General features: G+C 36.5%; 14 protein-coding genes. 5 read left to right on the top strand and 9 right to left on the bottom strand.

Annotated elements, in window-relative coordinates; genetic code table 11:
* Positions 1–429: 429 nt before the first annotated feature.
* Both JR050_RS03260 and JR050_RS03265 read right to left on the bottom strand, forming a co-directional pair.
* On the bottom strand, positions 430–1,716 hold the full coding sequence (locus tag JR050_RS03260; protein ID WP_204201725.1) for an IS110 family RNA-guided transposase: 1,287 nt from the start codon (positions 1,714–1,716) through the stop codon (positions 430–432).
* Positions 1,717–1,934: 218 nt separating this feature from the next.
* A complete protein-coding gene (locus JR050_RS03265; protein WP_204202088.1) occupies positions 1,935–2,450 on the bottom strand; it encodes a GNAT family N-acetyltransferase in 516 nt (171 codons plus the stop codon).
* Between the two features lie 230 nt (positions 2,451–2,680).
* Here JR050_RS03265 and JR050_RS03270 point away from each other — a divergent pair, with 230 nt between their 5' ends.
* Complete coding sequence (locus JR050_RS03270; protein WP_204202089.1) at positions 2,681–2,983, top strand: hypothetical protein; 303 nt, start codon at positions 2,681–2,683, stop codon at positions 2,981–2,983.
* A gap of 45 nt (positions 2,984–3,028) precedes the next feature.
* On the opposite strand, the gene JR050_RS03275 is transcribed toward JR050_RS03270, so the two are convergent.
* Together JR050_RS03275 and JR050_RS03280 are read right to left on the bottom strand one after the other, a co-directional pair.
* Positions 3,029–3,505 carry a hypothetical protein gene (locus JR050_RS03275; protein WP_204202090.1) on the bottom strand — a complete coding sequence of 159 codons (477 nt, stop codon included), beginning with the start codon at positions 3,503–3,505 and terminating at the stop codon, positions 3,029–3,031.
* A 41-nt stretch (positions 3,506–3,546) separates the two neighbouring features.
* On the bottom strand, positions 3,547–4,179 hold the full coding sequence (locus JR050_RS03280; RefSeq protein WP_204202091.1) for an SMI1/KNR4 family protein: 633 nt from the start codon (positions 4,177–4,179) through the stop codon (positions 3,547–3,549).
* 880 nt (positions 4,180–5,059) lie between these two features.
* On the opposite strand from JR050_RS03280, the gene JR050_RS03285 reads away from it, so the two are divergent.
* Positions 5,060–5,977, top strand: a complete 918-nt coding sequence (locus JR050_RS03285; RefSeq protein ID WP_204202092.1) for an HD-GYP domain-containing protein — start codon at positions 5,060–5,062, stop codon at positions 5,975–5,977.
* 23 nt (positions 5,978–6,000) lie between these two features.
* Positions 6,001–6,294 carry a hypothetical protein gene (locus tag JR050_RS03290; RefSeq protein WP_204202093.1) on the top strand — a complete coding sequence of 98 codons (294 nt, stop codon included), beginning with the start codon at positions 6,001–6,003 and terminating at the stop codon, positions 6,292–6,294.
* A 491-nt stretch (positions 6,295–6,785) separates the two neighbouring features.
* On the opposite strand, the gene JR050_RS03295 is transcribed toward JR050_RS03290, so the two are convergent.
* The 3 genes from JR050_RS03295 to JR050_RS03305 form a co-directional block, all read right to left on the bottom strand.
* On the bottom strand, positions 6,786–7,268 hold the full coding sequence (locus JR050_RS03295; RefSeq protein WP_204202094.1) for a DinB family protein: 483 nt from the start codon (positions 7,266–7,268) through the stop codon (positions 6,786–6,788).
* A gap of 115 nt (positions 7,269–7,383) precedes the next feature.
* Positions 7,384–7,809, bottom strand: a complete 426-nt coding sequence (locus JR050_RS03300) for a hypothetical protein (protein ID WP_204202095.1) — start codon at positions 7,807–7,809, stop codon at positions 7,384–7,386.
* A gap of 504 nt (positions 7,810–8,313) precedes the next feature.
* On the bottom strand, positions 8,314–9,207 hold the full coding sequence (locus JR050_RS03305; protein WP_204202096.1) for a TIGR01777 family oxidoreductase: 894 nt from the start codon (positions 9,205–9,207) through the stop codon (positions 8,314–8,316).
* Positions 9,208–9,348: 141 nt separating this feature from the next.
* Between JR050_RS03305 and JR050_RS03310 the strand changes: the two genes are divergently transcribed.
* Both JR050_RS03310 and JR050_RS03315 read left to right on the top strand, forming a co-directional pair.
* Positions 9,349–9,492 carry a hypothetical protein gene (locus tag JR050_RS03310; protein WP_204202097.1) on the top strand — a complete coding sequence of 48 codons (144 nt, stop codon included), beginning with the start codon at positions 9,349–9,351 and terminating at the stop codon, positions 9,490–9,492.
* A gap of 84 nt (positions 9,493–9,576) precedes the next feature.
* Complete coding sequence (locus tag JR050_RS03315; protein ID WP_204202098.1) at positions 9,577–10,371, top strand: class I SAM-dependent methyltransferase; 795 nt, start codon at positions 9,577–9,579, stop codon at positions 10,369–10,371.
* A 43-nt stretch (positions 10,372–10,414) separates the two neighbouring features.
* Here the strand turns inward: JR050_RS03315 and JR050_RS03320 are convergent, their stop codons facing one another.
* A complete protein-coding gene (locus tag JR050_RS03320) occupies positions 10,415–15,745 on the bottom strand; it encodes a pullulanase X25 domain-containing protein (protein ID WP_346726703.1) in 5,331 nt (1,776 codons plus the stop codon).
* Between the two features lie 323 nt (positions 15,746–16,068).
* Positions 16,069–20,376 carry a 5'-nucleotidase C-terminal domain-containing protein gene (locus JR050_RS03325; protein ID WP_239454092.1) on the bottom strand — a complete coding sequence of 1,436 codons (4,308 nt, stop codon included), beginning with the start codon at positions 20,374–20,376 and terminating at the stop codon, positions 16,069–16,071.
* Positions 20,377–20,597: the final 221 nt, after the last annotated feature.

Genomic DNA, 20,597 nt, shown 5'->3' on the forward strand with positions numbered 1-20,597 from the left:
CTCCCTCTATATAGAAAGGTAAATCTCTCGATTTCTCGTTTTTTCTCACGATTTCATAGTCATCCATATTTAATAGACTTTAATAACATGGGATAAAGTTGTATTTTAGTTAAATTTTGGAGTTGAGAAGCAAAAAAGACTGTAGGTACCCAAGCCACCTTAATCCAAAAGGTGGAAATCCAGTTAAAGTATGGTCGCACTGGTGGATGTCTACATTTCTCATGGAGGTCAACCCTCCCATATCTCACAGAGTCTATGCTCCAAAATTCCTTCGTCCAACCTTTCCATGAGGTAGATGTCAGTTATGCTTCCCGACAGGATCTATGTCCGTATTTTAGTTGTTTTACTGACTAATCCGTGCTTCAAATGTCTATTAATTATTGAGATTAACTACTATAAAAGCATGATTTATACGTTATATCGAGAATTCTAAGCTACTTTTGGCAATTCAGCCATATGAGGAATATCCTTCAACATTCTTTCTTCACTAAACACAAATTGTTTCTTACCTATTGCAAATAACACTCGTATCAATTTATTACATAAAGCGATCAGTGACTGCATCTTTTTTAATGGATTATCAGGTCGCTTTGTATAGTATTCATGTAAGGCTTTAAAAGCAGAATTCTTAGCTACAAGGGGCATAATGACTCTAAACAAAAGGGCTCTTAGGTTTCTCCTGCCTCTTTTGGTTATTCTGGTTTGTCCCTTATGTTTTCCTGATGTGTGTTCCATCAAGCTTAATCCTGCAAGTTTAATGATTTGCCTTGGATGTGAGTAATAACGTAAATCTCCAATCTCTGCAAAGAACCCAGCTATCGTATCTTTTCCTATCCCAGTAATCGCTAGCATTTGGTGCACTCCTGGTATTTGTTCTAATAGCTCGTCCCTTTTAACCTCTAGTTGTTCAAACTTTTTAGTAATGAGTTCATACTTATCTAACAACGTGCTTAACTCTAATTTGGCCAAATCTGAACCCTCACGGATTCCGATTGAAACGCCGGCCACCTTCTTTAATTCTTTTATTCTACTTATACCCACTGCACGTTTTGCAGCTTTCCTAATATGAGCTAATAACTCTTGATCAGGGAGTTCAGCTAACTCATGTGGTAGTAGATTTAGCTTTAATATTTGTAGAGCAGAAAGCCCCTCCCAATCTTTAAAGACTGTTAGGAATTCAGGGAAATATCGGTCAATCCAATTGTGAATTTGCCCTTGTACCGCTTGTAGGTCGACGGATAATTGATCGCGTATTTTTCTAGCGATTCTAAGATCGGCATATATTCCTTCTGGAATATTAGGTTCAGCGTATCTTCCGTCTTTCACTAATTGGGCAATGACCTTTGCATCTTTCACATCATTCTTAGTTGGGGAATTATCATCTAATTCCTTTGTCTTCTTAACATGAGCTGGATTGACAACTACTAACTTGAAGTCAGTACCCTTTAGATAATGGGCTAAATTTAGCCAGTAGTGTCCAGTAGGTTCAACACCAATGATTACTTTATTCATGTTTTGTTGATCCTGTATCTCTTTAATCCATTCAACAAATCTATCAAAACTATCTCTCGCATTTCCAAAGTATAGAGGTTTACCAAACTCCAAACCTCTATAGTCCTGCGCACGAGCTACGTGCTTGAATTTCGCAATATCAACACCTATAATTAGTGTTTGAGAAGTAATTTGAGCAATCTTATTATTTTGGTTATAATTCATTTTGAAAGCCTCCTGGAATATATGATTTGTCCTTTTTGCCGGCAAGCTTAGGACACTTATATCATACCAAGAGGTTATTTTTATGTTCAAATGCCATTTTTAATCATTACAGGAATGCTTCCCCTTTACTTCAATAAGAAGGTGCGAATCCTTCATGGATCAACGCACTCGTTAGTTTAAAGGATGTTTTGCCATTTTTAGTAAACTGTAAATTATGCTCATTTTGTTCGCTCTACAGAATACAGAAAAAATTCCATATCTATATTCCTAAAATTCTTAGTATCTTTATCAATAATATTCATACCGTTTCGAACAGCAACTTTTTGAGCGGCTATATTTGTGTCCCTAATAATAGAATAAACCCTATTTGCATTAAGAACTGAGAAAGCGTATTCCTTGCAAGCAATTGCCGCTTCTGTTGCGTAACCTTTGTGCCAATACGCTTTTTGAAACAAAAATCCTATTTCCAAAATTTCTTTTTCTCTCCAGCCTTGCATTGTCAAGCCACATTGACCAATCATTTCGTTTGTTTCTTTTAATACAACAGCCCAAAGTCCAAAACCATACTCTTCATATCTTTTAAGATGTCTGTTAAGCCAACTTTGTGCTTGTTCTAAGTTGAATGCACTTTCATAAGCAGCACGCATTACTTCCTCATCACACAATATTCCGCACAATGCATCATAATCGGACTGCACCATTTCTCTAATTAAAAGACGTTTTGTTTCTATCAAAAATCTCCCACCTTTCTATTATATAAATAACCTTTCAAAAACTTCTTTCTTCTCGTTGTTCTATAAACCCGCCAGGAATAATCTGTAATATTTGAACAAGAGAATTATTAATTTTCATTGAACTATCCTTCCCCGTTAGTAATATTTCTCTAATTATCATAATGTGACATATGCTATTATGTAATTATAATTACCCATTACCAAATTATACTAATTTTAGAGGTGAAAACATGGAACTGATTATAAATGAAGTTAAAGACTATGAACCTCTTTCTGGTGATTACATAATAACTAAAGACGAATGTTGTTACTTAATTCGGGACGGAAAAATAACTGGTCCTACAGCTTATGTTCAATGGGGAGCCACTATAGACCGTGGAAAATTATATATGGCATACCAGGAATCTTCACTCAAGGGACTAGTAATTGCGCTTAATAAGGAACACCCTATAAAAAAAGTTATACGAGGCAGATGGAAAGTAACATTTATTGTTTTAAAATGTATGCTATTTGGTTTTCCAACATTAGATTAGCTGCTTCCCTAATTTTACTAATCTTTCCCGTTACTTGAATAAGAATTATTTCATTTCTTTAATATCTGTCCCATTTGATGGCTTTTCAGTAAATGCAAACCAAACCTTTTCTTGAGGACTTACTTGTACTAATTTTGCAATTTCATTTTGTACAACAACTTCTTTGGTGTTTTCATTATGATTAATAACTGCGGTAATATAAAATGGTAGTCCCATTTCAGCTATTGCTATATATCCACCCTCTTGAATGTCAATAGAGCCTGTGCCTGTTATCCAATTCCATTCATTATCTTGCTTATTTTCTATAAAACCTAAATTTAATGTTTGCTTATCTTCATAGAAAACAATTATTACATTCTCTTTAATTTCAAAATGCCAAATAGAACTAAAAGGAACCTTATTCTCAATCATAATATCTTTAAATCTCTCTTCTAACGATTGCGTTTCATATGAAGAACATCCCCAAACACTAAAGCTAAACAACAAAAACATCGAAATAATCACTAGAAGTTTCTTCCCCATAAACTTCCCCCTCTCTTCAATTAACCTTCTCCTTTAGTTAATTATAGTAGTTCTATCTTTAAATTAAGGTCTCCTAATTTCTCAATTAATTTTTTGGCTTTACCATAAGGGATTTGTTCTGTAAGTATATAGGGTAGTTTCTTTGTTCCTTTTAGTAATTCAGAAGTAGGAAGATTAAGTCCAAGAACACTCTTAACCCTAATTAAATCTTTTAATGCACCCTCTTGAGTATCCACTATAACGATTTTACAGTTCTCTGCCCAGTTTATATCTGTTTTTTCCTCATTATCAATTTTTAAACCACTATTTACCCATTGAATAAAATCATTCGAAATTAATGAAGCATTCTCAGGATTCATATCTCTAGAATCTACAATCATTACATCTTTATTTTCAGCATCCTGACTTAAAAGAATTACCTTTCCACCACTATCGTCACCAATTGAAATGAAACTAGGTGCGTAGACTTCTGTCTCCCATGTTTCATTACGTTCTATAAGATCTTCTGTTCCGTAGATTAAGATTCCCGCATTCGTAGACACACCATTGGAATACTGTAATAGTTCTTTATATGAAGTAGGAAGTTTTGTATGTAGCTTCGTTTCAACCTTTTCTATATCCATTACATTTGCAGGAGGATTTAGAATTAATTCTCTAATATTATTTAAATTCATTTATTTCCCCCCCAAAAAAACTTATTTATTACATATGGCTTATTTAACTGAACTTACCCGTTAGCCCAATAACTACTAAAGTCTAAATCCAAATAAAAATGCTATACCTAGTAAGAGTACAATAATTCCTCCCAAGAAGAATAACCAACTCTCATACACTAACAGAACTATAAAGTGTAAGATAAGTGATAATCTCGACCTATTTTCATATTTACTTAAATCTTGTCTAATTACTTCGCTGTGGTAGTAATAACCAAATATTAATATCCCAACACCTATAATACATGTGGGTAATCCCATCATTATGTTTGAAATCATTTTATTTACCTCAACTATTTATCTAATAATGCTATTTTACTTGTTAAACTAACCTTCCTCGTTAGCACTATAAGATTTTAAAAATGAGTCTGGTATAATCCTGCTATGTTTACAGATGTAGTTTAAGCAAGATTAATTAGGTACCCATTCCCTGTTCAATCTTTTTTCTATAAATTTCTTCTACCCAAACATTATTTCTTATAAAGTGGACGTAAGCGATTTGAATTACATGCTATCAATTCGCAGAACATGAGGCATTGGAAAGCGTAAATTTAAAATTTTTATCCCAAAAAGTGAACTGCACCCGAACTGATAGATACCAAACCTAGCAGCTAGAAGTGCTTTATGTATATTAAACTCAGGCAAAATCACTTAAACTAATCATCCATTTTGTTAGAAAAACTTCTACTCTCACAATTCAGTATAAGGTTCAGTACATGTAGGACAACATAATAACTCAGTCTAAGAATGTCCATATAAATTGGATATACTATAAAATTTATAATTGTCGAATTTTGCAGAATCGATTATAATTATTTTTGACAATGAGAGGGTTATAAGAATGAGTCAGGGTAACAATATTAGACACACAAAGCGTGGAAGCTATCTAAAGCAAACTGTTATGAAAGGATCAACTCTTAGCTTACTACTTCAGAAAAAAGGGCTTGAGATCATTCATCACACCTTAAAGGATGGTCAGCGTTTTGCAATTGGACCAACTGAGGGATGGAATGGATTTGAATTTATATATATTTTAAGTGGCACATTGACATGGAATGATCGTCATGGTAATAATACTGCAATTGAAGGTGACCAGTTACTTATGGATCCCATCTTAGAGGATACCATCTTCATTGCTAATGGCGAAACATGTTTCTTGTATATCTCATCTGAATCAATGTTTGATTCACTGGATGAAGAATTAAAGACTTTTATGGATTTAGCTGTCTCCGTAGAAGAAAAGGACGGTTATACTGCTGACCACTGCCATAGGATTATGAAACTTTCAATGAAAGTTGGAGAAAAACTTAAATTAGCTTCTGATGAAATGTATCAATTAAATATTGGTTCATTTTTACATGATGTTGGAAAAACCAGGATTCCTGATCACATCTTAAATAAACCATCCCGGCTTACAGATGAAGAATTTGACCTCATGAAAAAACACACTCTGTTTGGTGCAGAAATGCTTCGTAACACTAATTCTACTGTCTTACAAAAAGCTGCTAATATTGTTGAACAACATCATGAACGTTATGATGGAAGTGGATACCCTTTCGGTTTAAAGGGTAGTGAGATTTCGTTAACTTCATCTATTGTGGCTGTAGTTGATTCTTTTGATGCAATGACTAGCGTCCGTGTTTACAGCCAAGGCCGCTCGGTAGAAGAGGCTTTAATTGAAATTAAAAATGAAAAGGGAAGATTATTTCACCCTGAAGTCGTCGATGCCTTTCTATTGGTTATGTCACTTAAAAATTAAGTAAGAAGAAAGAGGAATAAAGAATGAAAAAGTTACTATTACCTGTAATCGCCGCAGTAGCGGTACTACTTAGTATCCCTTCACAATCAAACGCTGCATATGATGCTAGCTGGGATTGGAAAATCAGCTTAAATACAAAAAGTATTTTAAATATAAAACCAAGCGGCTTTACTGGAGATGCTACTTTCCAATTACAAGAAGGAGTTCATAATACTCTTAAAACAACAAGTGGAGTGGAACTAGACCATTCATATATTTGGATTGAAGTAAATGGAGTAAAAATTCTTGCTATAGATCCTATTAAACCAATATTTTAATTTGAACAAGAGGAGTGCTTTTTGCACTTCTTTTTTTTATAAAGGGAAACATGTAAATATCAAATACCTATCAAAGTGGTTCTCACATCATCGATAGGTATTCATAATTACCTTTTATTAATCGTAACCGAAATCATTGAATTGCTGTTTCCCTAATTGAACTAAAAGGTGATAATTATCTTTCTTTCTTATTTTGTACCCATAACAAACTTTTAAAATTCAATGTTATTCTCCTCTTAAATTTAAATATAATATTTCTAGATAGTGATTTAGAATACCTTTCCTATACTTTATGAAATACCAAAATTTTTGTAATATATACACTAAAAAAAGGCATTATTCCCGCTTTGGACTAATGCCTTTTTAATGTTCTTTATTCAACTAAACTTTCCCTGTAGCATAATAAGAATTTCAACAAAAGATGCTAAATCAACCTTGGATTAACGCATCTTTTGTTCATAAGCACTTCTACACTTTTATTATTCATCTATTCATGTATCTATTTTCCAGCTATTTTGCAACTTCCTGATATAGATTATCTGACCAATGTGATATGCGTTATGAGTTGACACATTTCCTAGTACGGCCCACCATTTCACATATACAGGAAAACCAGTAACTTCACTCTCAACTTTTTCTTCAGTTAATAACTCTTGCCAATGTAAAAGGACCTCTAATAGTTGTTTTTTCAAATCAGCAAAAGTTAGACTTTCAGGGATTATAAAACTGTTATTATTATTCCCTATGGAAGGCACAGCATCAACATGAGATTTTTGATACCTAGTTTGCCATGTTTGATTCCAATACAGTATATGTTGCACAATTTCAGCAATACTATTACTTTCTTCGTTTGGCTTCCAAAATGCGTGTTCCTCAGTTAATCCTTTTACTGAATCTGAAAATGGTTGGTACCAACTAGGGTCGTTAGCATTTGCCAACAATTGATCCGATAATACATCTCTTGCATGAACCATAACCAACACTCCTATTATCAATAAACTAGCTTTATAAATCTCTATACAATGACATCAATTAATATTCTATCTAGTCTGTTTATTGAAATATCCTTACCCTATAGTCAAAATCTTGCTAAGACTTTTTTACTTGAAGTAACAAAGCTAATGCGGTAATTGTGTTCAGGGTACCAGCAAATAACACAAGCATAAAGTTGAAAATCCCAGTTCTAAACTCTTCCTCACCTGCAGGATATTGAGTAGTATTAAAATCATTCGTATGCAGATAAATAAAGAAGCCTATAATCATTATTAGATATATAGAGTTGAATACTGTACCAAGGATATATCCTAATTTCCTTTGTTTATCTTTAACAGCTAGATATAAACAAAAAATATGTAGAGTTATCATAAAAATAATAAAAGGCCATGGAAAACCAATATAAAGGAAATATGAGAATAGAAAAATAGGTGAGACCAATTCTAAACAAGCAATTACTATTTTTCTACTGTTTATTAACTTATCTATTCCTCTATTGGGAGTTAGCTTGCGTAATTCCATTCTATTACTCCTAACATGTTTTTATATTCGAAGAATTTACATTTGTGGATGGATAAGTAGACAATACCCCTTGTTCATCTATACTTTCCGTTAGGCATCCATGAAGCGCAAAGGTCAGCGCTTCACCACAGAGAATGAAAATTTTCTTAACTGTCTTACTGGTAATCCAGTCAACTAGCTGATTTATAGGTTTTTGTATCTGAGTCTCACACCATTTTTTTTATGAATTGGACTGGGTCTTCTTTGCTATGTTCAATATTCGAGGGGAGAGTATTTTAATTTTCATGGTAGTTTAATAACGTAATTTCATTTATTACTTTTTAACATAAAACCCCAATAAGACAATAATTATTGTACTTCTGTTAATCCATATGCTAATTCACACTCCAAATTGGCTGTTATTACGTATTTTCTCTCCCGAAGTGAACCCGTTAACCTAATTGTACGGGTCTTTTATTTGTTGCTTTTGAGGAGGATTTATTAGTTATGTCTCAGTCTCTATTTTTATTCGTTTGTTAGAATGTTATCTAGTGCATGATCTAGCGTTTTGTATGTAAATTCAAATCCCTCTTGTTTAAGGCGTTCTGGCAATACCCACCGACTTTTTAATACGAGTTCTGTTTCGGTACGCAGGCATAGAGCACCTATTTCAAGCATCCACTTCATTGCAGGAAGTCCAAATGACATATTCATTTTCTCTCGTAATGTTTTCATCAGTTCACGGTTGCTAACTGGTACTGGAGCGGAGCAATTAAAGACACCGCTGAGATGATTATGCTTTTGAAGGAATAACACGATATTAAACAAATCTTCCACATGAATCCAACTAAACATTTGCTTCCCAGAGCCATGTACTCCACCGAGACCATATTTCACTAGGTTCATATACGGAGTCATCACTCCTCCACCAGGTCCTAACACGATCGCAATTCTAAGCGCAACTTGTCTCGTTTGCAAGAGCTTAAACGAAAAGAATGTATCTTCCCATGCCTTTGCAACATCAACAGAAAAACCTGTACCAATTTCCCCTTGTTCTTCTGTCATCGGACGGTCTTCCGCATGACGGTAAATAGTTGCTGTGCTTGAGTTTACCCACAACTGAGGAGGATGTTGACAAGCTTGAATGGCGTTTCCTAGAATAGTGGTCGTTTCTGTTCTAGAGTTCATAATTTCTTTCTTATTTTGGTCATTATATCGGCAGTTAACAGATTTCCCCGCTAAGTTAATGAGAATTTCTGCTTTTTCTAATGCATTCGTGATTGCTTTTTCATCATCCCAAGGAATATGCTGCGGCTGTCTAGAGATGATTTTCACTTCGTACCCAAGTCTTGAAAACTCCCGCTCGAAGTATTGTCCGATAAAGCCTGTCCCTCCAGCTAGTACCACTTTTTTGGTCATTTCCTCAGCCCCTAATACACAAATTGGTCTACCATTTAATTATACCCTTTACGTAGGCACTTTCCTTATTATTTTACAATTATGTAACTTTTCTGTAAATTTTTAGTCTAATAGAGAAAGAGAGTGCAAGGAGGGGAAGATATGCAAATTAAAACGAAATATCTATCAATCTCTATTGATGAAGAAGATTTCATGCACCTATCTGATGAGGAGCGCGAATGCCTTATAGATGAGATGGTGAAATCGACACTCGGAAAACAGTTGGCTGATGAGTTGTTTGGATGACGATGTTCCTTTCCTTGCAGGATATAAACGTTATATACCGAATTTTATACGATATGAAGTTGTCTAAATGATGGAGGAATAAATTTGCAAGAGACTGTGAAACAAGTAAAGGAACAATATAAGGATTCTAAAAACCTTGATGCACGAATTGGCATTCATGAGCTGTACAGTACAAATAAACAGGATTGGCATAAATGGTTGATGGAGCAATATCAACTGCCGGAGAATGTCGCAATTTTAGAATTAGGGTGCGGAAGTGGTGCCTTTTGGGTGAAAAACAAACAGGAAATAAAAGCTAGTTGGAACATCACACTATCTGACTTTTCTGAGGGTATGCTAGAGAATGCTAAAAGGAATATAGGGCGACATCCTACCATTCAATATAAGCAAATCAATATTATGGATATTCCGTTTATGGAGAATAGCTTTGATGTTGTGATCGCTAATCATATGCTGTATCATGTGCCAGATGTTCAGAAGGCTTTGAGAGAGGTTAGGAGAGTGTTAAAACCAAATGGGACATTCTATACCTCTACCATTGGTGAAAAGCATATGGGTGAATTAAACACGTTATTAACTGAGTTTAATCCCCGGTACAACTTTCTCTCTGCGTATAAACATGCAACTCATTTTGGACTTGAAAATGGTAAAGAACAACTTACCAATTTCTTTCAATCGGTTCATGTAAAGGATTTTGAAGGTGGGCTAGAGATTACAGAGTCTGAACCTTTAATTCAATATATCCTTTCAGCAAGCAAGGATTACAGCCTATCTGAAGAGGACATTAATTCTATTGCTACGTATTTTAATACCATATTGATTCAACAGAATGGAAAGCTATATATTACAAAAGCTACTGGACTTTTTGTAGCAAAATAAAGAGAAAGCAGACTGCGATTTTTTCTCACAGTCTGCTTTCTCTTTATTTTTTCTTAATAATAAACGTTCCTGGTTTGTTACTTGTAAAGGTTGCACGGTTTCCTTCAAAGGTAACAGCATCCACTGCCTTTTTGCTTGGAAGAGATACAACTTGATATGATGCACTATTTAACACATCATAGCCTGTAATTGTCAGTGTTGCATCCTTCTTTAAGGAGTCGATTCTTTGTTCACCTTTTGAAGTAATGGCATATACGTTAAACGTAACGGCATCTGAACTTGGCAATAGATCAGCGCTTGCTTGATATTGATCGGCATCAAGTTGGATTCCTATACCCTTTACCTTTCCACGCACTTGCTCGGCTAAACTTCCTTGGTGAAGTGCTTCTACTGGAATCGTATATTCTGCATATTTTGTCTTCACAGCGATTTCCGCTTTTTTGTTACGCTTAAATACTTCTTGTACGAGTCCTTCTGTAAAGACAGCCTCCGCTAATTTATCGATAGAATTCACGTACAGTGTTAGCTTATGGAAATCTTTATTTTCTTTAAGTTGTTTTTTCAGTTTTTCTACATTTGGTGTTACGACAACTCTTGTCTTATCTCCTTCTTGAACTTCCTCCATCGTTGCTTCTTCTTCAGTAATGACAATTTCACCTGGGTCGTCAACATAGCTAGAGAATACAGAGATTGTGTAGTCCTTCGTGTTCTTCGCTATTGCCCCTGAATCATTTTGGAAAATATCAGCTTTATTTTCTTCAGATGGTTCGATGTGAAGGTTGATAATGTTCTCTCCATAGTTTAGCTTCACTTCATGGCTGAACGTCATATCGTCTTCTACCTGCACTTGTTCACCATTAATTGTAAGGTTTCCTTCTTTAATGGCATTACCTGTAACAGTGGTGGTCTCTTTGTCTGTCTCTGTTCCAGTTGAAGGACCCGTAATAACAAGTGGCTGATCAATCCAACGTAGAATATAATCCTGAACAACCATTTTGTTATTACCTTGATTTTCTACGATCACTTTCATGTCAGAACCAATTGCACCGTAACCATAGTAACTCATATCATCATTAGTTCGATCATTCGGAGTATGATCAGCTAATCCCTCTTGGTCCCATGAACCATTTTTCACGTACTTGTACGTAATCTCAGTTCCCTCTTGAACTTCTACTGTGTACTCCCAGTCGGCCGTTACGGCACCGTTTCGACCCATTTCCCATGCACCCGTGTTCCAACCATTTAGACTATTCGGCATCGTTAGCGGTACATTTAATGGTGTATAATCCGGTGCTTTCACCTTAAACGTAACTTCGACCATGACAATGTCTGGTGTTACATTTACAACGTTTGAAGCGGTACTGTTTCCATATCGATCGAATAGCTTGATTTGGTACTCATACTGGGTTCCATTTTCTACTTGGTAGTCACGATATGTCGTGACAGATGGATCTTTTATAACATCAATCATGACACCATTTCGAATGATTGCTAGTAAATAGGCATCGTTCTCTACAGGCTCTTTTACAGACCATGATAAGTTCACCTGACCTGATTCCTGTGCAGGAGTTTCAAGGGCTACTGCTCCCGCTGGTGCCTTTGTATCATCTGGATTTTGACTTAAGTTTACCGTTGCGACATTTGTTTCCTTCCACTCACGCCCATCTGTTGTAAAGGACATTTTGTAGCTGTAAGCTCCTGTTTCAAATGGCAGAAATGACGCTTGGAATACATTTTCATTTCCGTTTTGAGATAAGTAAATCGCCTTGCTTTCCTTCCACTTATCCTCCGAGTCCTTTTTCACGAGCAGCTTCGCTTGAACACCTTCTGCAAGGCCCTCATTTGTCGCTCCATCAATATTGATTCCTGCTGTTACATGGTAAGTCGCAGATAAATCTAGGTTTCCATCTTGTAATTCTGAAACGTCACTAATCAATGCAGATGCTAATTCATAATGTGGAATAACAGATGATGTCTCTACTAATTCAGACTCGTTTCCATTTTCATCTACTGCTACTACCGCAAAGTAATAACTTCTTCCGTTTGTCAGCTTATCAATTGTAATGGACTTTTCAGAAGTTGTTGTAACTTCTTTGTATAATGCACCTTTAATATTTGTTTCGTACACTTTATATTGCGTGGCATTTCCTGACCAGTTCAAGGTTACTTGTTTTGATGACTCTTCTACTTGTAAGTTTGTTGCCTTCTCTGGAGTGTCAGGCAAATCAGTTGTTGAAACTAACATTCTACCCTTACCTGCTGGAATGGTAATACTCACTTCATTATTAGCTGTTTTTACATGGTAAGCTGTGTCTAATTGATCTGTAAGAGTTGCACCGTTTAAAAGAATATCTTTTACATTAATTTTTACTGTTTTTTCAGACGTACCACGGTTAGTAATGACTAATGCTGCTTTATCATCGTTCGTACGAGCAAAGGCAAATACATCACCATTCGCGTAAACGTGATTTACTTCACCATGTGCAAATAAATCTTGATGTTCTTCACGTACTTTCCCGATTTTTTTATAGTGAGCTACAAGTTCTTGGTCTTCTTTTCCCCATGGATACGTTCGTCTGTCATCCGGGTCCTTTGAACCTGTTACTCCCGCTTCGTCACCATAGTAAATCGTCGGTGCTCCTGCATAACCCATTTGCATAATCGACGCTAGCATTAAACGAGTTTTCCCAAGCTCATAATTGTAGTTTGGATCAAGCTCTGCTCGTTCGAAGCTGTCTGTTCCTCCACCAAGTAAGAAAATCGCACGTGGTGTATCATGTGAGCCCATTAAGTTCATAAGCGCATGGAATACTTCTTCTGGATAATCCTCTTGAATGGCTTGGAATGTTTGTTCAAGTTCTTCTGCTTTCCCGTTTTTCATGTAGCTCATCACTGCTCGTTCAAAACGGTAGTTCATAACAGAATCATATTGATCTCCAAGGAAGTATTGAGATGCATCGTCCCAAATCTCGCCAAGAATTAGTGGTTCTTCTCCTTCTTTTAACGTGTTACCTGTTCCAGAAAATGATGTTGCCTTTAATTCTTTACGGAACTCACGCCAAAACTCCATATCCACTTCGTTCGCCACATCAAGACGCCAGCCTGAGCCACCACGAGTAATCCATGATTTCGCTGCAGAGTCTTCGTCATACATAATATAATCGGCAAATTTCTTGTTGTTTAACTCACTGTCGTAGTTAACCGCTTCGCCTGGTATAGACTTAATTTCCGGCAAACTGTCAAAACCCCACCATGCTTGGTATTTATATCGCTCAAGCTGTGTTCCTACATCTACTTTTTCATTTTCAATGTTGAACCAATTGTGGAATCCGTACTCATCATTGAATACTTGCCCTTCTGCTTCTAACTGAGTACGCGCTTTTTGTTTTGCTTCATCTTCAGTCAGACCATCATTGTTTACTAGGTCAAATACAAGAGACCAATATTCATAGGCGCCTACTGTTTCATATTTTCCATAACGGTCAAAATAAACCGAGTCATCTCCAACGTGGTTGAAAACACCATCTAGTATAAGATGCATGTTACGTGACTCTAATTCTTTTGTAAAAGCTTCAAATTCTTCTGGTGTTCCAAACATCGGGTCGATTGCTTTGTAATCTGTTGCATCATATTTATGGTTGGATGCAGCGTGTGCAACTGGGTTTAAATACAGTGTATTGACTCCAAGTGACTGAATGTAATCCAGTTTTGCTTGTATCCCTGCAATGTCTCCACCGAAGAAGTCATTACTCCACTCACCGTCTCCATTATAGTTTGGTTCATTGATTTGTCGAGGATTATCCGGAAGCTCTGACCATTCTTTGTGCTCAATTGGCTGAAGTCCTCTTGCTCCGGTTTTATCTTTCGCTGAATCGTTCGCTGGATTTCCATTGTAAAAACGATCAGGGAAAATTTGATATACGACTGCTTCTTTCATCCAGTCTGGTGTTTTAAAGCCTGGATCATAAACCGTTAATTGGAAAAGGCTCGCATTTTGGTTAATGGCTTTTCCAAGTCCGCCTTCAATTGTATCTTCTCCGTATTCAAATACAGAATCTTTATCACTTGCGATAAATTTATAGCCATGTACACCTTTATCGGTAGGTGTGAACGTTGCTTCCCAAAATTCGACTTGTCCTTGGTTTTCTATGTCCATCCAACCGGCATAATCCATTGGATAAATCTTTGTGTTACCAGTTTGATAGTTTTTCACTTGTAGGCTAGCTTTCGTTAAGTCACCTTTTTTCGCAGCTAGACGAAGCGTTACCTCTTCACTTGTTGGAATGGCTCCAAACGGTTTTCTGTATGCTTTGTTCCACGTGTCATGGTAAAGAGCATCGGCACTTATGTTTCCGTCAGAGCCAGTAGGTGTGTAGTCTGTGTACACATCCTTCGACTGGTTGTTGAAATAGAAGGTAACTAATGAATTTTCTAGTACGTTAACTGTGGCATTCATATCCGGGTAGGCTGCTCCATCCCAGTTATTTCCTAACACAATTTTGTATTCATAGTTTCCTTTTGGTACATTCGTTTGATAGGTGTAAATATGATCAAAATTATCATCATATAAAAGTGCTGTTGATTCTGACGGACTCCATTCTGGTCCGGCTCCAATTGCCGGTTGTAAGTTCCCTGCGATACGTGGTTGCGTATCCGCAGTAATCACTTCATACCAAGTAGAGTCAGCTATTTTATGTGTTCCGTCGTGATATAAAAATGTAACTGATGTTTCTTTGTCTAAATGTAACTTAATATTATCGCCGCCGCGGTTACCATTTTCTCCATAGTTTTCATCCCAGCTTCCGTTGATTGCAATCTTGTATTCGTAATCTCCGGCTGGTAGTTTACCAGTGAATTCATAGAAGTTATTTCCTTTTGAAATTAGGTTTGTTGCGCTATCTCCTGGAGACCAGTCTGCAGCAGCACCTAGTTCATCTTGCAGATTACCTACGAGAGTGATTGTTCTTTCTGGTGTTGAAGCTTCACCTACAGTGAAGACGCTATTTCTTCCACCATTTCCATCATCTGTTGTATTTGGGTTCAATGGATCTGCAATCCAATTCCCATCCACAACAAATTTATACTGGTGCTGGCCCTCCTCAAGTTGTCTTGTAGCTGACCAGAGGTTGTTATCTCCCTTTATTAGCTGGATAATCGTTTCACCATCTGTTGCCCAACCATTGAAATCCCCTGCTAAAAGTACAGTTGTTTCAGATCCATTGCCTTCATAGTTAAAGGTTACTTCATTCCCGTTTATTACTGGACTTTGCACTTCTGCGCTAACGTTTGCATACGGTATTACACCAGAAAATAACTGTAAAACCATCGCAAATAACATCACAAACGTTAACGCTTTTCGTTTTTGTCTATTCAACTAGAAAACCCCCATTCTATTAGTAGTCTTAAATTGGAACCGTTTTCAATTGTGGCTATGTAAATGGTTATGCAAACGGTTTCATTTACAGTAATATTCTCATAGAATAGTAGCATATTCAATATCTAACATTGTCGAATCATCAGAAATGAATACATAGTCTGAGGCTTGATAGTCCTAAATAACTAGGCAACATTAGTTAGAGAATATGGAGTTACTTTAACACAGTAAAGGAGTGGGGGACAGGCCCCCACTCCTTTACTGTGTTAAAGTGCAATTGGTTGTAAAAAAGCTTCTCCGATAGGAGAAGCTTTTTGCTTTTGTTACAGTGTTTTGTTTGTTTCGATGTAGTTTAGTAATTTTAGTAGGTCTGCTTTGTCTGCCTGATTGATTGTTTTAGCATTTTGATTTTCAAGTGTTTTTTGTAAGCTATTAAGCTTCTTGTATGCTTGTTTATCTTTACCTTTTGCTACATCAAGTTCGATTTTTAGAAGGTGTACGTAAGTGGATACTTTCACTCCAAATTTCGCTTCAGCGTCTAAAACGAACTGCTTAGCATTTGTTAATGTTGCTGCCACTACTACTACTTCTACTGATTTTACTTCTTCAACATTTCCTGCTTTATCGATCGCATGATACTGAATCGTTGATGTACCATTTTGGGAAATTACAAATGGATTTTCATAAACAACCCAAGTCTGACCACCATCTAAGCTATATTCAATACGATCTACACCAGTTTCAGCATCAGTTGCTGCTAGTGATACCTCTACATTTTGTAAATAAGCTCCGTTTGATAAATCTGCCTCACGTAATGTAATTTCTGTTACCGGTGCAGTAGCATCACTAATTACGATATCTTCTATCATACGCGGCTTTAATTGAATTTTCTCGTTAAATTGACCTGAAATTCCTGTTATATTAACGACATCACCGTTATTAAAAGTGAAATTGTTAATATTCAATCCAGTACGGTTATCAACACGAACTAAAACAGTTTCACCATTCTTCGTTGCATCAAACTCAAAGGTACCATATGCAAAATCTCTTAGATTAGAAATCGTTGCACCTTCTAGTATAACTAATTGACCTTCTGTTGTTTCAGATAAATCAGCTGGTGTTACTTCCATCGGTACTAATGCAGATCCTTCGCTAATTTTCACAGCCTCAGTTAGGTCTGCTAATTGGAATTCACCATTATAATCTGCAGTTTTACCTGTTAATTTAACTACGTCACCTAACTTAAATCCATAATCCTTACTAGTAAACACGTAAGACCCTGAAGTGTCATCTTGTATATAGAAAGCTTTACTTCCCCATGCACCAGGTGTTGATGTAACTACTCCCTCGATTGTTGCAACAGAACCTAGCTCTGCAGCACGTGCTTCCGCAATTGTTACTTCACCTAAGTTATTTTCTTGCTCTGGAACGATTTCTGAAATACGACCTTCAGCTTGATAATTAATTGGGCTCATATTAAAGCTTTCAACGAAGCTTACAAGTCCTTCTAAATCAGTAAGTCCATAAATTGGGTTTTCGCCTAATCCTCTTACTTTGTACTTATCAGTTCCGTGTTCATACATATAGTTATTTACTGTCACTGTATACGTAGCAGCTTTATTAATTTTCGAACCATTCGGTAAGAAAATATCCACCACTTTGTTTGTTGTACCATCCCATGTATACTTGAATCCGCCTACTGATACATCTGGACCGTATTGTGCAGAAATTTGTGCATTTAACATTTGTTCTAAATCTGCTCCTGTAATTTCAGCAGATACTAGTACATTTCCAAATGGCTGTACATTAAATAGCTCTGACCAAGTTATTTCACCGGCATTGATATTGTCACGGATTCCTCCACCATTCATTAAGGCGAAATCTGTATCCATTGCCCATAACATACTATCTGCAATTAAGTTTCCTAATGCATTATCTCCAACAGGTCCTTTAACTCCATATCCACCTTTTAACTCAACTGCAGCCTCGCCAATTACTTGATTCATAATTTCAGCAGTTTGAGTTAAATATTTTGTTAGAATTTCTTCCACAACAGGATCTGGTGTGATACCGTTTTGATCTACATAAACAATTTCTGCTTCCTTCTTCACGATATCTTTTGTTGTTGGATCAATTTCTAAATCGATATCTGCAAATGCTTTTCCATAATCAAGTGCTTGAACGATTAACTTGTTATCCACTATCGCGTCTACAATTTCGTGATTGTGTGCAGCGAAAATTACATCTACCTCGTCATCAACAGCGTTTGCTAGATTAGCAGCATCTCCAGTTGCAGTTGTTCCACTTTGAGAAGCAGGCATGTGTGCTAAAACGATAATTGATTTTACACCTTGAGCATTTAATTCAGTTACCGCTTTATTTACAGCAGTCTTTTCATCTGTAAATGTAATATCTTGAATTCCTGAAGGGATAACCATCGTTGCTGTTGCAGTTGTATTAACCCCGATAAAACCAACCTTTACACCATCTACTTCTGTAATATCATATGCTGGAAGAATTGGTTCATTTGTTGTTTTAGAAATACAGTTTGCACATAGTACAGGGAAGTTTATTCCATCATAGTTTTCTGTACCTTTTTCATGATCTCCGCCGTTTACGATGCGAAGTAATTCAGTTGTTCCTTCGTCAAACTCATGGTTACCGACTGTTCCATAGTCAAAGCCGATTGCTTCCATAATTTCAACTGTTGGCTCGTCTTGTAATAATGCTGATACTGGTGAACTTCCACCAATCATATCTCCTGCATTTACGATTAGGGTATTAGGGTTTGTAGCTTCTCTTTGTTTTAAATAAGCTGCAACAAAATCCATTCGTCCTACTGTTTCGTTTACTGCGTCACCATTTGTATCAAGTTGGTACACTTGATCAATTTTACCGTGTAAGTCATTTAAGCTTAATAGTTGTAATGAAATGTTGTCTTCTGAACCATTTGGGTCTTCTCCTACTGGCTCTTCTGACGGTGAAGCTGGCGCATATCCAGCATACGTTGCATCAGTTTCATTCCAGAAAAATACACGCTTCTCAACTGGCACTTCAGCCCACTTTTCTGGTGAAACATATAACTTTGTATCTGAGTTACCTACGAGTTTATCAAAAATCCCATCGCTATCATTCGTACGGAAAACGAATGGTAATTCTAGTAATGGATTTGTTTCACTCCAAATACCTTTTTTGTTATCCTTTGCTTCTTTAACTGCTGCTTGGAATTCATTATACGTGTCTTCATTTCCTACTGGATAAATGAAATAAGTTGCAGCATATCCTTGACGTACCATTTCTAAGTTTACATTTACGTTATCTTGACGTACAACCTGAGCTAATAAACGGCCATATGCGTCTGTCGGCTCTTGTCCAATCTTTAACGTAATTTGATCTCCCGCTTTTAGAAGCGTGTTCATGAATACCTTTGCTGCTTCCCCATGTTCCTTTTGGTTGGCATTAATCTCAGTTCTAGATGAATCTGTATTGGTAGCATTAAACGTTTCTGGAGTATCGATATTTACAAAACGTACTTTTGTAGATCCTAAAACTGGTGATTCTAGATTGACTGTATCACCATCAACAACTGCTTTAACAACTGCCGGGTATTCTCCTTCTGCATTCGGAGCTGCTGGTTGTTCTGATAATAATTGAATATCTCCAGCTTTACGTGGAAGTAGTTGATATGAATCGTATTGGCTAACGATAGCAGTGAATTCATACCAGTTCCCAGCCTCAACTGCTGAAATTGCAGAAGTTCCTTCCAAGACACGTAGAGTCGTGCTGTTGAACTCGCTGTCAATTACCGAAACATTGTATCCTCCACCTGCTGGTGAACTAGGAACATTGTTAACGTAACCTGTTACTTTTACAAGCTGACCCTCTAATGGTTCAGCTGTAGCTGATGTTTGTAAGTCTGATAGTGTGATAGATTTGGCCTGAGGAAGTGGTTGATTGGAAGCTAGCACTTCAACACTTGTTGGAACAATCTCTTTTAATCCTTTGTATTCTGCGAGTTTACCTTTTACTTTAACTTGGTCTCCCTCTTTTAAATCCTGGGACGTTGATGAGTATAGATTGATACCTGCTGTCGTATCTTGAATGTATGTAGATAGCTTTCCTCCGCCGATAGCCGAGTTATCTGCTGTTACAACACCTTCAATGATAACTTCTGTGTTGGTTGATTTTGTACGTGCTTCACTAATGGAGATTAGTGTTGGTTCTGGTTGTGGATCTGTTGGTGTGCCACCTTCGATGATTGTGTAGGCAGTTGGTGATTTTAATCCCGCTACTCCAAAATAAGCTTCGAGACTACCTGTTATTTGAACCTTTGCTTTATGATTCTCAGGATTATCAATTAAGTTTAGACCAGCGCGTACACTTGTGCCTGAAACTAATTGTACCGGAAGAATTTTTGTTTTATCAGTTTCATCTGGGCTATCTGCAATTGCAATATTTGATGCAACTGTAAATGGTCCAACGAATTTATAAGTAGGACCCGAGGTTGCAGTAGCAACTATATACCCCTCTACAGTTGCAGTCCCTGTGTTATTCGCAATTGCATCAGCAACTGTAATAACCTCGGCTGCCTTTACACTTGGTATTGCCGGAGTAAAGAATCCGACTACCATTGTGAAGATTAATAGTAAGCTGAATAATCTTTTAAAATGAATATGATTCACATAAATCCCCTTCCTATTATTCGGTTTTTTCGTAGAATTTTGTCGTTTTTTTAGACTACTACTCTACTAATTCCATAATATACGAAAAATATTAATTTTACTTTAATCTTTTGTAAAAATAGTATTATTTTACTAGAAAATTTAAAATTTTTTCGACAAATTTCGGGTGG

Origin of the sequence: Bacillus suaedaesalsae, assembly GCF_016890225.1 — a bacterium.
Lineage (GTDB): Bacteria > Bacillota > Bacilli > Bacillales > SA4 > Bacillus_BS > Bacillus_BS suaedaesalsae.

Excerpts from the sequence above, each read along its gene's own strand:
- JR050_RS03260 (WP_204201725.1), bottom strand. The coding sequence starts at position 1,716 with ATGAATTATAACCAAAATAATAAGATTGCTCAAATTACTTCTCAAACA.
- JR050_RS03270 (WP_204202089.1), top strand. The coding sequence starts at position 2,681 with ATGGAACTGATTATAAATGAAGTTAAAGACTATGAACCTCTTTCTGGT.
- JR050_RS03275 (WP_204202090.1), bottom strand. The coding sequence starts at position 3,505 with ATGGGGAAGAAACTTCTAGTGATTATTTCGATGTTTTTGTTGTTTAGC.
- JR050_RS03280 (WP_204202091.1), bottom strand. The coding sequence starts at position 4,179 with ATGAATTTAAATAATATTAGAGAATTAATTCTAAATCCTCCTGCAAAT.
- JR050_RS03285 (WP_204202092.1), top strand. The coding sequence starts at position 5,060 with ATGAGTCAGGGTAACAATATTAGACACACAAAGCGTGGAAGCTATCTA.
- JR050_RS03290 (WP_204202093.1), top strand. The coding sequence starts at position 6,001 with ATGAAAAAGTTACTATTACCTGTAATCGCCGCAGTAGCGGTACTACTT.
- JR050_RS03295 (WP_204202094.1), bottom strand. The coding sequence starts at position 7,268 with ATGGTTCATGCAAGAGATGTATTATCGGATCAATTGTTGGCAAATGCT.
- JR050_RS03300 (WP_204202095.1), bottom strand. The coding sequence starts at position 7,809 with ATGGAATTACGCAAGCTAACTCCCAATAGAGGAATAGATAAGTTAATA.
- JR050_RS03305 (WP_204202096.1), bottom strand. The coding sequence starts at position 9,207 with ATGACCAAAAAAGTGGTACTAGCTGGAGGGACAGGCTTTATCGGACAA.
- JR050_RS03310 (WP_204202097.1), top strand. The coding sequence starts at position 9,349 with ATGCAAATTAAAACGAAATATCTATCAATCTCTATTGATGAAGAAGAT.
- JR050_RS03325 (WP_239454092.1), bottom strand. The coding sequence starts at position 20,376 with ATGGTAGTCGGATTCTTTACTCCGGCAATACCAAGTGTAAAGGCAGCC.